Raw genomic sequence first — 15,039 nt, forward strand, 5'->3', positions numbered from 1 at the left:
CGGTTACATTCCGAACCCGGAAGCTAAGCCTTACAGCGCCGATGGTACTGCAGGGGGGACCCTGTGGGAGAGTAGGACGCCGCCGAACAAATATTAAGAGGCTGGACCCCGAACTTCGGTTTGGGGTCCAGCCCTTTTTTGTTGGGTGTCACTTGCAGTTCACGTTGCGCAACCAGCATCCGGGGCATGGGTATTGCTGCACTGCTCAGGGCCGCCGGTATCGGCGTCGGTGACGAGGTCATCGTGCCCGCGTTCGGCAACGTCGAGGTCTCCGAGGCCGTGGCGCTGGCGGGTGCGGTGCCGGTGTTCGCGGACATAGATCCGGTGACGTACTGCCTGGACACCGCTGCGGTCGGGGCGGCCGTAACTCCTCGGACGGCGGCGGTGGTTGTCGTGCACCGCTTCGGGCGGCCGGCGGACATCGGCGGGATGCATGCCGTCGGGCAGCGGCATGGGCTGCTGGTGCTGGAGTCGGGGGAATCCGAGGTGCCGTACGACGAAGTGGCCCAGCGTCGGCAGCGGGCCGCCTATCTCGACGCGAAGCTGCGGGGGGTGTGCACGCCCGAGGGGGCGGTGGGGCATACGTACCAGCAGTACGTGGTGCGGGTGCTGGGCAATGGGCGGCCGGATCGGGACGCGTTCGCGCGGGCCCTGCGGGCCAGGGGAGTTGACTGCCGGGTTCCGGTGAAGACTCCGGTGCATCGGCTGCCGGAATTCCGGCGATATGCCTCGCTGCCGGAGACCGAGCGAGCTGCTGATGAGACGCTGGCGCTGCCGGTGGAAGCCGGATTGACAAAGCGCGACATGCAACGGGTGGTGTCGGCCTGCAATACCCTCGGCGGACTGCTTCAGCCCGCTTTCTGATCGTGGTTGGGAACACCGGTCCGGTCAGGGTATGATCTATCCCGTTGCCGCGAGGGAAACCTCGAAAAGGTGACAGGCCCCTATAGCTCAGTCGGTAGAGCGTCTCCATGGTAAGGAGAAGGTCAACGGTTCGATTCCGTTTGGGGGCTCTGTAGAAAGAAGCCTCCGCCCGGTTGGGCGGGGGCTTCTTTGCGTTGTGCGGGTGGTTAGTTGGGCAGGTCCGGGACGCGCATCGTCAGGATCGCCATGTCGTCGGACGGGGCGTCGGAAGCGAAGCGGTCCACCGCGCGCATGATGCGGGCGGCGACCGCGCCGGCTGTGAGGCCCGTGCAGGTGGTGAGGACCTCCATGAGGCCGTCATCGCCGAGCATGCGGGTGCCCTCACGGCGTTCGGTGACGCCGTCCGTGACGCACAGGAGGACATCGCCGGGGTCGAGGGTGATGGTCTGCTCGTACAGTTCCAGATCCTCCAGAACGCCGAGGAGGGGCTGGGGTTCGGCGGCCGTCTCGACCGTGCCGTCCTGGCGCAGGCGGAGCGGGAGCGGGTGGCCGGCGCAGACGATCTTCAGTTCGGCGCTGCCGTCCTCGCGGGGGCGCAGCTCGCCGTACAGGAGGGTCAGGAAGCGGCTGCGGGCTCCCTCGTCGAGGATCGCGGAGTTCAGGCGCTGGAGGACGGCTGGGCCGCTCAGGCCCTCGCGGGCGAGGAGGCGCAGGGCGTGCCGGGCGAGGCCGGTGACGGCCGCCGCGTTGGGGCCCGTACCGCAGACGTCTCCGATGGCGAAGCCGTAGGTGTTCTCGCCGATCGGGAAGACGTCGTAGAAGTCGCCGCCGACTTCGTTGCCCTCGCCTGCGGCGCGGTAGATGACGTCGACTTCCACGCCGTCGATCTGGGGGAGGCCGGGTGGCAGGAGGCTGCGCTGGAGGGCCTGGCTGATGGCGGTGCGCTCGGAGTAGAGGCGGGCGTTGTCCAGGGCCAGGGCGGCGCGGCGGGAGAGGTCCTCGGCGAGTTCGAGGATCTCCTGGCGGAAGTGTTCGTCGGTGGGCTTGCCGAGGGTGAGCATGCCGATGACGCGGTTGCGGGCGACCAGGGGCAGGACGACGGTTTCGCCGCCGACCGCGGAGGCGGTGGCGAGGGTGGTGCCGATGCCGGCGGCGATGGAAGCGGGCTCGCTGAGGCCGAGGCTGCGCATGGAGGTGCGCAGGGCGGCTTGGTGGGCGGCTTCCGCGGGGGCGGTCCAGACGTGCGCGCCGGGGGTGGGGACCGGGTCGGGCGGGGGGATCTTCGAGAGCAACGACTTGATGCCGTCGATGAGTTCCTCGTCCTCGTGCAGGACGTAGGAGAGGTAGGGGTCCGCCGCCTGGTCGGCGATGGTGTAGACGGCGCACCAGGTGGCCAGGGTGGGGACGGTCATCTGGGCCATGAGGGCGAGTGTCTGGTCGCGGTCCAGGGTGCCGGCGAGCAGGTCGGAGGCTTCGACGAGGAAGCTGAGTGAGCCTCTGCGCAGGCGTTCGAGTTCGCCGAGGCGGGCCGATTCGACGGCCAGGGCGATGCGGTCGGCGGCGAACTGGAGGCGCAGGGCCTCTTCGTTGGAGTAGCGGCCGGGGGATTCGGCGGCGACGCCGAGGGAGCCGGTGAGGCGGCCCTCGACCTTGAGCGGGACGGTGACGACCGAGCGCATGCCGGTGCCGTTGAGGAGGGGGACGGCGCCGGGGACGGAGGAGAGGTCGTCGTGGACGGCGGGCATGCGGGCGGAGCCGTAGCGGCCGGGGCCGGCCTCGACGGGGACGCGGGCGAACCGCTGGCGGGCGGAGGGCAGGCCGGTGGAGGCACGGACCTCCAGTTCCGTCTCGTCGTCGGTGGCGAGGAGGAGGAAGGCGGAGTCGGCGTCGAGCATGTCGCGGGCGCGCTCGACCGTGCGCTGGAGCAGGCCGTCGAGGTCGTCGGGGGCGGGGGAGCCGATGAAGATCTCGAAGGGGTCGGTGCTCTGTCCCTCCGCGTTGGTGGTGGTGTCGGTCGTGGAGACGCGCACCGGGGTCTGGAGCACCGCGCGCTCGTGGTCGCGGACCAGGAGGCAGACGGTGGAGGGCTCGCCGTCGGTGTCCCGGACGCGCAGGTGCGAGGCGTAGACGGGGACGACCCGGCCGGCGGCGTCGCGGATGCCGTAGCTGCCTTCCCAGCGGGAGAGCTGGAGGGCTTCGGCGATGCCGGTGCTGGTGCCGGGGGTGTGCGGCCAGGCGGCGAGATCGGTAAGAGGCTTTCCGGTCACCTGTTCGGAGGGGTAGCCGAAGACGTCTTCGGCGTCCTCGTTCCAGGCGGAGATGGCGCCCGCGCGGTCGATCTGGATGACGGCGACGCGGACCCGGCCGTCGGCGAGCGGGAGCAGCTCGGCGGGGAGGCAGGGGCCGGCGGCGCGGGTGCCCACGGCCCGTTCGGGGAGGTCGAGCCGGAACCAGACCTGTTTGTGCGTGGGCGTGTAGTCGACGCCCCAGCGGCCGGCCAGGGCGGCGCAGAGCTGGAGGCCCCGGCCGCCTTCGCGGTCGAGGTTGCCCATGGCGGCGGACGGGCCCTGGAGCGGGATCTCGCGTTCGGGGTAGCGGTCGGAGACCTCGACGCGGACGCCGTCGTCGCTGCGCAGGCACAGGACGTCGGCGGCGGTGCCCGCGTGCACCACGGCGTTGGTCACCAGTTCGCTGGTGAGGACCACGGCGTCGTCCACGATGTCGGCGAAGCCCCAGCCCTGGAGGGTGTCGCGGACGAAGGAGCGGGCGGACGCGACCGAGCGCCCGACGGGCTCGAAGCTGGCGGCTGCCCGCGCGGTGATCACAGAACTCCTCGGCCGCTCGTCCAGGTGCGGGGCTCCCTGGCCGACCGGCTCGCGCCGTGACTGCGACGGGAGCCCGCCCGTCGGCCGGGGGTCCGGGGGGTGTCCCCCGGGAATCAGTCCGGTGGTCATGGTGACGGCCGCCCCTCCGATGCCCGCTCGTTCTCGTACCACCGCCCAGGCCGGTCGGACCGGCGTGGCTGGACAGCCGCATGCAAGGTTACTTACCTTCCCCGTCCACGCGGATGCCGGTCGCCGGTGTTTCCGTCCGGAGGGTGTGCGGACGGTGTGCGAAGCTGCCGAACTGTTATGGCCTGGTTCAGCCGGGGTGAAACACTGGGCAGGCTTCCGGTGAAGGTCCGGGCGGGCCGAGTGCGACGCGCGCGAGATGGGCAGCAGCCCTGAGTGCGGTCCTGTGGGCCGTCCCGGAGCCGGGCGGTGCGGTGCGGCGATGTCGTGCGGCAGCGATCTGGTACACGGAAGTGCACGACCGGAACCACCTGAGCACAGCAGAAATGGTCGATCCCTGCGGGAGGGACACAGTGGAGTCTGGCGCAGCGACGCGGAGCACGAAGACGCGCGCGAAAGGCGGACAGTCCCTGAAGAACCAGCGTAAACCACGCACTGGGACCACCGAGGTGGACACGGCCGCCCTGGACCGGCTGATGACCGCTCTGGTGGCCATGCGGGACGGGAACTTCCGCAAGCGGCTCACGGTGTCCGGCGACGGAGTGATGGCGGAGATCGCCGCCGTCTACAACGAGGTCGCGGAGCGCAATCTCCATCTGACCGGTGAGCTGTCGCGGGTGCGGCGTGTGGTGGGGCGGGACGGCAAGCTCACCGAGCGGCTGGAGGCCGGGGCCCTGGAGGGCTCCTGGGGCGCCGCGATCGACGCCTCGAACGCGCTGGTCGACGATCTCGTACGGCCGGTCTCCGAGGTCGGCCGGGTGCTGTCGGCGGTGGCCGAGGGGGATCTGTCGCCGCGGATGGAGTTGCGGGCGCAGGCGGCGGAGGGGCCGGGGCATCCGCTGCGGGGGGAGTTCCTGAAGGTCGGGCGGACTGTCAACAACCTTGTCGATCAGTTGTCGACGTTCACCGACGAGGTCACGCGGGTTGCCAGTGAGGTCGGCACCGAGGGCAAGCTCGGTGGGCAGGCGCGGGTGCGCGGGATGTCGGGTTCGTGGAAGGACCTGACGGAGTCCGTCAACACGATGGCGAACCGGCTGACCGCGCAGGTGCGGGACATCGCGCTGGTGACCACGGCGGTCGCCAAGGGTGATCTGTCGCGCAAGGTCACGGTCGACGTGGCCGGCGAGATGCTGGAGCTGAAGGTCACCGTCAACACGATGGTGGATCAGCTCTCGGCGTTCTCCTCGGAGGTGACCCGGGTCGCGCGCGAGGTGGGCACGGAGGGCGAGCTGGGCGGTCAGGCCCAGGTGTCCGGGGTGGCCGGGGTGTGGAAGGAACTCACCGACTCGGTGAACACCATGGCAGGAAACCTTACTGCCCAGGTGCGGGGAATCTCACAGGTCACCACCGCCGTCGCCAATGGCGATCTGTCGCAGAAGGTGACCGTGCAGGCGCGCGGGGAGGTCGCGCAGCTCGCCGAGACGATCAATCAGATGACCGAGACGCTGCGGATCTTCGCCGACGAGGTCACGCGGGTGGCGAACGAGACGGGCGGCGAGGGCCGGCTCGGCGGACAGGCGAACGTCCCCGGTGCGGCCGGTACCTGGAAGGATCTGACCGATTCGGTCAACACGGTCTTCCGGAACCTGACCACGCAGGTGCGGGACATCGCGGCCGTGACGACCGCCGTGGCCAGCGGTGATCTGTCGCAGAAGGTCACCGTGAACGTGGCCGGCGAGATGCTTGAGCTGAAGAACACCGTGAACACGATGGTGGATCAGCTCTCGGCGTTCTCCTCCGAGGTCACCCGGGTCGCCCGGGAGATCGGGGTCGAGGGCGAGCTGGGCGGTCAGGCGCAGGTGATGGGCGCGGCCGGTACCTGGAAGGATCTGACGGACTCGGTCAACACCGCCTTCCGCAACCTCACCGGGCAGGTGCGCAACATCGCCCAGGTGACCACGGCGGTCGCCAACGGGGATCTCTCCCAGAAGGTCACCGTCGATGTCTCCGGCGAGATGCTCCAGCTGAAGAACACCGTGAACACCATGGTGGACCAGCTGTCGTCGTTCGCCGAGCAGGTCGTGCGGATGGCCCGGGAGGTCGGGACGGAGGGCCGGCTCGGCGGGCAGGCGCAGGTGCCGGGGGTCTCCGGGACCTGGAAGGAACTCACCGACTCGGTGAACTCCATCACCGGCAATCTGACCGCCCAGGTGCGGCAGATCGCCCAGGTCACCACCGCCGTGGCGCGCGGTGATCTGTCGCAGAAGATCACCGTGGACGCGCGCGGGGAGATCCTGGAGCTGAAGAACACCGTCAATACGATGGTCGACCAGCTCTCCGCCTTCGCCGACCAGGTGACGCGGGTGGCCCGCGAGGTGGGCACCGAGGGGCGGCTCGGCGGTCAGGCGCAGGTGCTGGGCGTCGCCGGGGTGTGGCGGGACCTGACCGATTCCGTGAACGGAATGGCAGGAAACCTTACTGCCCAGGTGCGGCAGATCGCCCAGGTCGCCACGGCGGTCGCGCGCGGTGACCTGTCGCAGAAGATCACGGTCGACGCGCGCGGGGAGATCCTGGAGCTGAAGAACACCCTCAACACGATGGTGGACCAGTTGTCCTCGTTCGCCGAGGAGGTCACCAGGGTCGCCCGCGAGGTCGGCACCGAGGGCAAGCTGGGCGGCCAGGCGGAGGTGCAGGGTGTCTCCGGCACCTGGAAGGACCTCACCCAGTCGGTGAACTTCATGGCGAACAACCTCACCGTCCAGGTGCGGTCCATCGCCGATGTCACCACCGCGGTCGCCAAGGGCGACCTCTCCAAGAAGATCACCGTCGACGCCAAGGGCGAGATCCTCGAACTCGTCACGACCGTCAACACGATGGTCGATCAGCTGTCGTCCTTCGCGGAACAGGTGACCAAGGTGGCCCGCGAGGTGGGCACCGAAGGCATCCTCGGCGGTCAGGCGCATGTCCCCGGTGTCGTCGGCATCTGGAAGGACCTCAGCGACAACGTCAACCTGATGGCCAAGAACCTGACCATGCAGGTGCGCAACATCTCACAGGTCGCGGCGGCGGTCGCCAACGGCGATCTGACGCGTACGGTGACGATCGAGGCGGCCGGTGAGGTCGCGCAGCTCGCCGACACCTTCAACACGATGGTCAAGACGCTGAGTTCGTTCGCCGAGCAGGTCACCAAGGTGGCGCGCGAGGTGGGTACGGACGGCATCCTGGGCGGCCAGGCGCATGTACCGGGCGTGGCGGGCACCTGGAAGGACCTCACCGAGTCGGTGAACCAGATGGCGTCCAACCTGACCGGTCAGGTGCGCAACATCGCCATGGTGACGACCGCCATCGCCAAGGGCGATCTGACCAAGAAGATCGACATCGACGCGCGCGGCGAGATCCTCGAACTCAAGACGACCATCAACACCATGGTCGACCAGCTCTCGTCGTTCGCGGAGGAGGTCACCCGCGTCGCGCGCGAGGTGGGCACGGAAGGGCAGCTCGGTGGTCAGGCCCGGGTGCGGGACGTCGACGGGACGTGGCGGGACCTCACCGAGTCCGTGAACGAAATGGCAGGAAACCTCACCCGGCAGGTGCGGGCCATCGCGCGCGTGGCGACCGCGGTGACCCGGGGCGATCTGAACCTGAAGATCGACGTGGACGCCTCCGGCGAGATCCAGGAGCTCCAGGACTACATCAACAAGATGATCGCCAACCTGCGGGACACCACCATCGCCAACAAGGAGCAGGACTGGCTCAAGGGCAACCTCGCGCGGATCTCCGCCCTGATGCAGGGCCGCCGGGACCTGGAGGACGTGGCCTCGCTGATCATGAGCGAGCTGACGCCGGTCGTGTCGGCGCACCACGGGGCGTTCTTCCTCGCCATGCCGCTGCTGGACGGCAAGGACGTGGCGACCGGCTCGGACGACGACTACGAGCTGCGGATGCTGGGCTCGTACGGCTACTCGATGGGCTCCATGCCGACGTCGTTCCGGCCGGGTGAGGCGCTGGTGGGCACCGCGGCCCACGAGAAGCGCACGATCCTCGTGGAGAACGCGCCCAGCGGCTATCTGAAGATCTCCTCCGGGCTCGGCGAGGCGGCGCCCGCGCAGGTGATCGTGTTGCCGGTGCTGTTCGAGGGCAAGGTGCTCGGGGTGATCGAGCTGGCCTCCTTCACGCCGTTCACGCACATCCAGAAGGACTTCCTCAACCAGATCGCGGAGATGATCGCGACCAGCGTCAACACCATCTCCGTCAACACCAAGACCGAGGTGCTGCTGAAGCAGTCGCAGGAGCTGACCGAGCAACTGCGGGAGCGGTCCGAGGAGCTGGAGAACCGGCAGAAGGCCCTCCAGGCGTCCAACGCGGAGCTGGAGGAGAAGGCCGAGCTGCTGGCCCGGCAGAACCGGGACATCGAGGTGAAGAACACCGAGATCGAGGAGGCCCGGCAGGTCCTGGAGGAGCGCGCCGAGCAACTCGCGGTGTCCATGCGCTACAAGAGCGAGTTCCTTGCCAATATGTCGCACGAGCTGCGGACGCCCCTGAACTCGCTGCTGATCCTCGCCAAGCTGCTCGCCGACAACGCCGACGGGAACCTCACCCCGAAGCAGGTCGAGTTCGCCGAGACCATCCATGGCGCCGGATCCGATCTGCTCCAGCTGATCAACGACATCCTCGATCTGTCGAAGGTCGAGGCGGGCAAGATGGACGTCTCCCCGACCAGGATCGCGCTGGTCCAGCTGGTGGACTACGTCGAGGCCACCTTCCGGCCGCTGACCGCGGAGAAGGGCCTGGATCTGTCGGTGCGGGTGTCACCGGAGCTGCCGGCCACCCTGCACACCGACGAGCAGCGGCTCCTTCAGGTGCTGCGCAATCTGCTGTCCAACGCGGTGAAGTTCACCGACTCCGGCTCGGTCGAGCTGGTGATCCGGCCGGCCGGGGCGGACGTACCGCAGTTCATCCGGGAGCAGCTGCTGGAGGCCGGGTCCGTGACGGAGGTGGGCGCCGAGCTGATCGCGTTCTCGGTGACGGACACCGGGATCGGTATCGCGGCCGGCAAGATGCGGGTGATCTTCGAGGCGTTCAAGCAGGCCGACGGCACGACCAGCCGCAAGTACGGCGGTACGGGCCTCGGGCTGTCGATCTCGCGGGAGATCGCGCAGTTGCTCGGCGGGGAGATCTACGCGCAGAGCGAGCCGGGCCGCGGCTCGACGTTCACGCTGTATCTGCCGCTGCACCCGACCGAGCTGCCCGCGCAGGGCTACCAGCAGGCCACGCAGCCGCCCGAGCTGACGGCCATCGAGGCGCGTCCGGCCGTCCCCGAGATCGAGACGCCGGCGGAGGTGAAGTCGTACCAGGAGACGCAGAACGGGGCGGCGGCGCTCTTCCGGCGGCGGCGCCGGGGTACGGAGGCGTTCTCGCGCGCGTCCATGCAGCATCCGGAGAGCTGGGCGGCCGAGGGCCGCATGGCCGACCACGAGCCCCTGGAGGGGCTGCGGTTCGGCGGTGAGAAGGTGCTGATCGTCGATGACGACATCCGCAACGTCTTCGCCCTGACCAGCGTCCTGGAGCAGCACGGCCTTTCGGTGCTGTACGCCGAGAACGGCAGGGAGGGCATCGAGGTGCTGGAGCAGCACGACGACGTGGCGGTCGTGCTGATGGACATCATGATGCCGGAGATGGACGGGTACGCGACGACCACGGCGATCCGGCGGATGCCGCAGTTCGCCGGGCTGCCGATCATCGCGCTGACCGCGAAGGCGATGAAGGGCGACCGGGAGAAGGCGATCGAGTCCGGCGCGTCCGACTATGTGACCAAGCCGGTCGACCCGGACCATCTGCTGGCGGTGATGCGGCAGTGGATGCGGGTGGAGTGACCCGGGGACGATCCGGAGACGCCCCCGAGGTGGCCCGGAGGCGGCCCGGAGATGACCCCGAAATGACGTGGAGTGACCTGGCGTGACGCGGGCGGGCGCGTCGGGTCGCCCCCGCGTGGGCGGGCCCGCGCGGGGGCGCGGGAGGCGGGAACGGTGAGTGTTCACGCGGAGTTGCTGACGCAGTGTGCTCGGCGTCGCGCGGACGTACGCGATTCGGGGAACCTTCTGGTCTCCCGCCGCGTTTCTGCTACGTGCACAGTGACATCTCGGTGACAGGGTGTGGCGACAGGCGGGGTGCGGCTACGATGACCGGCACGAGGACGGGCGGCGAGACGGAGTCGTCCCCTGGGGTGGCTCCCGACGGCGCTTCCCCAAGTCCTGCGGACAGGGGAGGCCCCATGCCGGGGCGAGGAGGGCGGGCCATGGTGCAGAAGGCCAAGATCCTCCTGGTCGATGACCGGCCGGAGAATCTGCTCGCGCTGGAGGCGATCCTTTCGGCGCTCGATCAGACGCTGGTCCGGGCATCGTCCGGGGAGGAAGCGCTCAAAGCACTGCTCACGGACGATTTCGCGGTCATTCTGCTGGATGTCCAGATGCCGGGCATGGACGGTTTCGAGACCGCCGCCCACATCAAGCGGCGGGAGCGCACGCGGGACATCCCGATCATCTTCCTCACCGCGATCAACCACGGACCGCATCACACGTTCCGCGGGTACGCGGCGGGTGCGGTCGATTACATCTCCAAGCCGTTCGACCCGTGGGTGCTGCGGGCGAAGGTGTCGGTGTTCGTCGAGCTGTACATGAAGAACTGCCAGCTGAGAGAGCAGGCGGCGCTGCTGCGGCTCCAGTTGGAGGGCGGCGGCCGGAGCGGCGTCGGTCCCGGCAAGGAACCGGCCGGGCTGCTCGCCGAGCTGTCCGCGCGGCTCGCGGCGGTCGAGGAGCAGGCCGAGGCGCTGTCCAAGCAGCTGGACGACGAGTCCGCGGACGCGGCGGCGGTGGCCACGGCGGCGCATCTGGAGCGCAAGCTCACGGGTTTGCGGCGGGCGCTGGACGCGCTGGAGCCCGGCACCGGCGGCGCCGCCCCGGTGCCCTCGCCGAACTGACCCTGACGCGCCAGGGCGTTGAGCCGCGTCCTGCGCCCGCTGTACCGGGCGCGGCGTTGATCTCACCCTCCTCGGCTGCCCCCACCGCACCCGGCCTCGGCTTCCTCGCGCGCAGGCCTTCAACGGCTCGACGGCCACTGGATACGGCTTCATGACCCCACGTCAGCATCGCGTCTCGGTGACGGCGACACGAATGGGTGAAGGTGTGCGCACGCGTGTCCCCTGGGGTCTCCACAGGTAATCTCACACCCATGGCCTCACGTCCCTCCGCAGCCAAGAAGCAGCCCGCTAGGAAGGCGGCGGCTCCGGCGAAGAAGGCCGCCGTGAAAAAGGCTCCCGCGAAGAAAGCGCCCGCGAAGAAAGCCCCCGCCAAGAAGGCCGCCGCGAAGAAGCCCCCCGCGAAGAAGGCGGCGCCCGCGCCGAAGCCGGCGCCCAATCCGACCGGCGGTGTCTACCGTCTGGTGCGGGCCGTCTGGCTGGGACTGGCGCACGCCGTCGGGGCGGTGTTCCGCGGCATAGGGCAAGGCGCCAAGAATCTCGATCCGGCGCACCGCAAGGACGGCGTCGCCCTGCTGCTGCTGGCACTCGCGCTGATCGTCGCCGCCGGTACGTGGTCGAATCTGCGCGGACCGGTCGGGGACCTGGTCGAGATGCTGGTGACCGGGGCCTTCGGGCGGCTCGATCTGCTGGTGCCGATCCTGCTCACGGTCGTCGCCGTGCGGTTCATCCGCCATCCGGAACAGCCCGACGCGAACGGACGGATCGTCATCGGGCTGTCCGCACTGGTCATCGGGGTCCTCGGCCAGGTGCACATCGCGTGCGGCTCGCCCGCGCGCAGCGACGGCATGCAGGCGATAAGGGACGCGGGCGGGCTCATCGGCTGGGGAGCGGCGACGCCCCTGTCGTACACGATGACCGATGTGCTGGCCGTGCCGTTGCTGGCGCTGCTGACCGTGTTCGGGCTGCTGGTCGTCACCGCCACGCCGGTCAACGCGGTTCCGCAGCGGCTGCGGCAGCTCGGGGTGCGCCTCGGACTCGTCCACGACCCGGAGACGGACGAGCGGGACGAGGACGATCGGCGCTACGACGAGCAGCGCTACGACGAACAGTGGCGCGAGGCGCTGCCCGCGCGCACACGCAAACGGCTCGGGGCGGGTCCCGAGCCGTACGACCCCGAGGGAGCCGAGCACGAGGCCCTTGCGCGGCGTCGCGGGCGGCCCAGGCGTTCCGCGGTGCCGCAGCCCGCGATGGACCGGCAGCTGGACGCCGTGGACATCGCCGCGGCGGCAGCGGCGGATCTGGACGGTGCCGTGCTGCACGGCATGCCGCCCTCGCCGCTGGTAGCCGACCTCACCCAGGGCGTGCGGGTGGGCGACCGGGAGGAGACCACGCCGACGCCCCTGCCCGTGCCGGCGCCGGTTCGGGCCGCGCGGCCCCAGAAGGAGAAGCCCAAGCCGGAGGTCCTCGACCTCACCAAGGCGCCACCGGCGGAGGTGCGCGATCTGCCGCCCCGCGCGGAGCAGCTCCGGCTGTCCGGCGACATCACCTACTCCCTGCCGCCGCTCGACCTGCTGGAGCGCGGCGGGCCCGGCAAGGTGCGCAGCGCCGCCAATGACGCGGTCGTCGCCTCGCTGACCAATGTCTTCACCGAGTTCAAGGTCGACGCCGCCGTCACCGGCTTCACGCGCGGGCCGACCGTCACCCGCTACGAGGTGGAGCTGGGCCCGGCCGTGAAGGTCGAGCGGATCACCGCCCTGACCAAGAACATCGCCTATGCCGTCGCCAGCCCGGATGTGCGGATCATCAGCCCGATCCCCGGTAAGTCGGCGGTCGGCATCGAGATCCCGAACACCGACCGGGAGATGGTCAACCTCGGGGACGTGCTGCGGCTCGCGGAGTCGGCGGAGGACGACGATCCGATGCTGGTCGCCTTCGGCAAGGACGTCGAGGGCGGCTATGTCATGCACTCGCTGGCGAAGATGCCGCACCTGCTGGTCGCCGGCGCCACCGGCTCCGGCAAGTCGTCCTGCATCAACTGCCTGATCACCTCGGTCATGATGCGGGCGTCCCCGGAGGACGTCCGGATGGTGCTGGTCGACCCCAAGCGCGTCGAGCTGACCGCCTACGAGGGCATTCCGCACCTGATCACGCCGATCATCACCAACCCGAAGCGGGCCGCCGAGGCGCTCCAGTGGGTCGTACGGGAGATGGATCTGCGCTACGACGACCTGGCGGCGTTCGGGTACCGGCACATCGACGACTTCAACGAGGCCGTGCGCACCGGCAAGCTGAAGACGCCCGAGGGCAGTGAGCGCGAGCTTTCGCCGTATCCGTATCTGCTGGTGATCGTGGATGAGCTGGCCGACCTGATGATGGTGGCGCCACGGGACGTCGAGGACTCGATCGTGCGCATCACGCAGCTCGCGCGCGCGGCCGGTATCCATCTGGTGCTGGCCACGCAGCGGCCGTCGGTGGATGTCGTCACCGGTCTGATCAAGGCGAACGTGCCCTCGCGGCTCGCCTTCGCCACCTCCTCGCTGGCCGACTCGCGGGTCATCCTCGACCAGCCCGGCGCCGAGAAGCTGATCGGCAAGGGCGACGGGCTGTTCCTGCCGATGGGGGCCAACAAGCCGACCCGTATGCAGGGCGCCTTCATCACCGAGGACGAGGTGGCGGTCGTCGTCCAGCACTGCAAGGACCAGATGGCGCCGGTCTTCCGGGACGACGTCGTCGTGGGGACCAAGCAGAAGAAGGAGATCGACGAGGACATCGGCGACGACCTCGATCTGCTGTGCCAGGCGGCCGAGCTGGTCGTGTCCACGCAGTTCGGATCGACGTCCATGCTCCAGCGCAAGCTGCGGGTGGGCTTCGCCAAGGCCGGCCGGCTGATGGATCTGATGGAGTCGCGGAACATCGTCGGGCCGAGCGAGGGGTCCAAGGCGCGGGACGTCCTGGTGAAGCCGGATGAGCTGGACGGGGTGCTCGCGGTGATTCGTGGGGAGACGGCGGGGTAGCCGTGGGGGGTCCGGCCCGGGAAGGTGATATGGGTGGATGCGTGATCGTGATCCATTCGCATCGTGGGTGACTCCTATTAGGGGATCATCGTGATGCGGTCGTAGGGGATCATTGAGCAACCGTTTCCCTTCGGCGTACGTCAAGTTGAGGAAAGCGGGAAACAGCTGTCCCGCCATCGGTACGACCATCGGTACGACAGGCCATACCGATGGCGTACAAAGTGCTAGTGCCCGGTTGCCCCACCCTTTCGCACCCCCGCAAACTGAACTTCCAGCACAGGTGGCTACACCTCGAAAGGCGCCCCCGTGTCCATCGGCAACTTCCCAGAAGACGAGCGTCCGTTCGAAGACGTATCCGATGCAACCGATGAGCCCCGCCTCTCGATCGGCCGCGCGCTCCACCAGGCGCGGATCACGGCCGGACTGACCGTCGACGACGTCAGTACCGCCACCCGGGTCCGGATCGCCATCGTGCACGCGATCGAGGCCGACGACTTCTCGCCCTGCGGCGGTGACGTCTACGCGCGCGGGCACCTCAGGACCCTGGCGAGGGCCGTGCATCTCGATCCCGGCCCGCTGCTCGCGCAGTACGACGCCGAGCACGGCGGGCGGCCCGCCCCCACGCCGGCGGCCCCGCTGTTTGAGGCGGAGCGGATCCGCCCGGAGCGCCGGGGGCCGAACTGGACGGCGGCCATGGTCGCCGCGATCGTCGCCGTGATCGGCTTCGCCGGGTTCACGATGTTCAAGGGCGAGGCCGACGGCGGTTCCGAGGACCAGGTCGCCGGGGGCACGACGCCGTCGGCCGGCACGTCCTCCTCGCCGTCCGCGAAGACCAGCAAGCCCGCGGACCCCAAGGCCGACCCGACCGAGAGCGCGATCGCGGCGGCGCCGCAGGACAAGGTGACCGTCCAGGTCAGCGCCACCGACGGACGCAGCTGGATCTCCGCCAAGGACCACAACGGCCGGCTGCTGTTCGACGGGCTGCTCAAGCAGGGCGAATCCAAGACCTTCCAGGACAGCTCCAAGATCAACCTGGTGCTCGGCGACGCGGGCGCCATCCAGATGCATGTGAACGGGAAGAAGATCGACGAGGACTGGCAGCCGGGGGCTGTGGAGCGGTTGACGTACACGAAGGGGGATCCGCAGGTGGGGTGAGGATGAGGGGTGGGTGCGGTTCGCCGGATGGCCCGCGGTGGTTGTGCGGTCGCTGTGAGGTGGCTTTGCCGGAGCCGTG

At 69.3% G+C, this 15,039-nt stretch carries 6 protein-coding genes, 1 tRNA gene and 1 rRNA gene; 7 read left to right on the forward strand and 1 reads right to left on the reverse strand.

Translation table 11 applies throughout. The features are described from left to right. The 3 genes from rrf to ACFXAZ_RS08105 form a co-directional block, all read left to right on the forward strand. Positions 1-88, forward strand: a 5S ribosomal RNA gene (rrf, locus tag ACFXAZ_RS08095); the annotation flags it as partial. A 113-nt stretch (positions 89-201) separates the two neighbouring features. Further along, on the forward strand, positions 202-864 hold the full coding sequence (locus tag ACFXAZ_RS08100; protein ID WP_384586730.1) for a DegT/DnrJ/EryC1/StrS family aminotransferase: 663 nt from the start codon (positions 202-204) through the stop codon (positions 862-864). A 76-nt stretch (positions 865-940) separates the two neighbouring features. Then, positions 941-1,013, forward strand: a tRNA-Thr gene (locus ACFXAZ_RS08105). 57 nt (positions 1,014-1,070) lie between these two features. Here ACFXAZ_RS08105 and ACFXAZ_RS08110 read toward each other — a convergent pair. Beyond that, the gene (locus ACFXAZ_RS08110) at positions 1,071-3,818 is read right to left on the reverse strand and encodes a SpoIIE family protein phosphatase (RefSeq protein WP_384586533.1); all 2,748 of its coding nucleotides are present in this window, start codon (positions 3,816-3,818) and stop codon (positions 1,071-1,073) included. Positions 3,819-4,228: 410 nt separating this feature from the next. On the opposite strand from ACFXAZ_RS08110, the gene ACFXAZ_RS08115 reads away from it, so the two are divergent. From ACFXAZ_RS08115 to ACFXAZ_RS08130, 4 genes are all read left to right on the forward strand, one after another. Continuing rightward, on the forward strand, positions 4,229-9,688 hold the full coding sequence (locus tag ACFXAZ_RS08115) for a HAMP domain-containing protein (RefSeq protein WP_384586535.1): 5,460 nt from the start codon (positions 4,229-4,231) through the stop codon (positions 9,686-9,688). 422 nt (positions 9,689-10,110) lie between these two features. Continuing rightward, the gene (locus tag ACFXAZ_RS08120; RefSeq protein ID WP_384586537.1) at positions 10,111-10,791 is read left to right on the forward strand and encodes a two-component system response regulator; all 681 of its coding nucleotides are present in this window, start codon (positions 10,111-10,113) and stop codon (positions 10,789-10,791) included. A gap of 251 nt (positions 10,792-11,042) precedes the next feature. Further along, the gene (locus ACFXAZ_RS08125) at positions 11,043-13,805 is read left to right on the forward strand and encodes a DNA translocase FtsK (RefSeq protein WP_384586539.1); all 2,763 of its coding nucleotides are present in this window, start codon (positions 11,043-11,045) and stop codon (positions 13,803-13,805) included. Between the two features lie 306 nt (positions 13,806-14,111). Next, positions 14,112-14,960, forward strand: coding sequence for a helix-turn-helix domain-containing protein (locus tag ACFXAZ_RS08130; protein WP_384586541.1), 849 nt, complete (start codon positions 14,112-14,114; stop codon positions 14,958-14,960). Positions 14,961-15,039: the final 79 nt, after the last annotated feature.

It is taken from the genome of Streptomyces sp. NPDC059477 (assembly GCF_042749375.1).
In the GTDB taxonomy this organism is placed as follows: Bacteria; Actinomycetota; Actinomycetes; order Streptomycetales; family Streptomycetaceae; genus Streptomyces.

Bases quoted from the DNA above. Each gene is read 5' to 3' on its own strand.
- ACFXAZ_RS08110 (WP_384586533.1), bottom strand. From the start codon at position 3,818: ATGACCACCGGACTGATTCCCGGGGGACACCCCCCGGACCCCCGGCCG.
- ACFXAZ_RS08120 (WP_384586537.1), top strand. From the start codon at position 10,111: ATGGTGCAGAAGGCCAAGATCCTCCTGGTCGATGACCGGCCGGAGAAT.
- ACFXAZ_RS08125 (WP_384586539.1), top strand. From the start codon at position 11,043: ATGGCCTCACGTCCCTCCGCAGCCAAGAAGCAGCCCGCTAGGAAGGCG.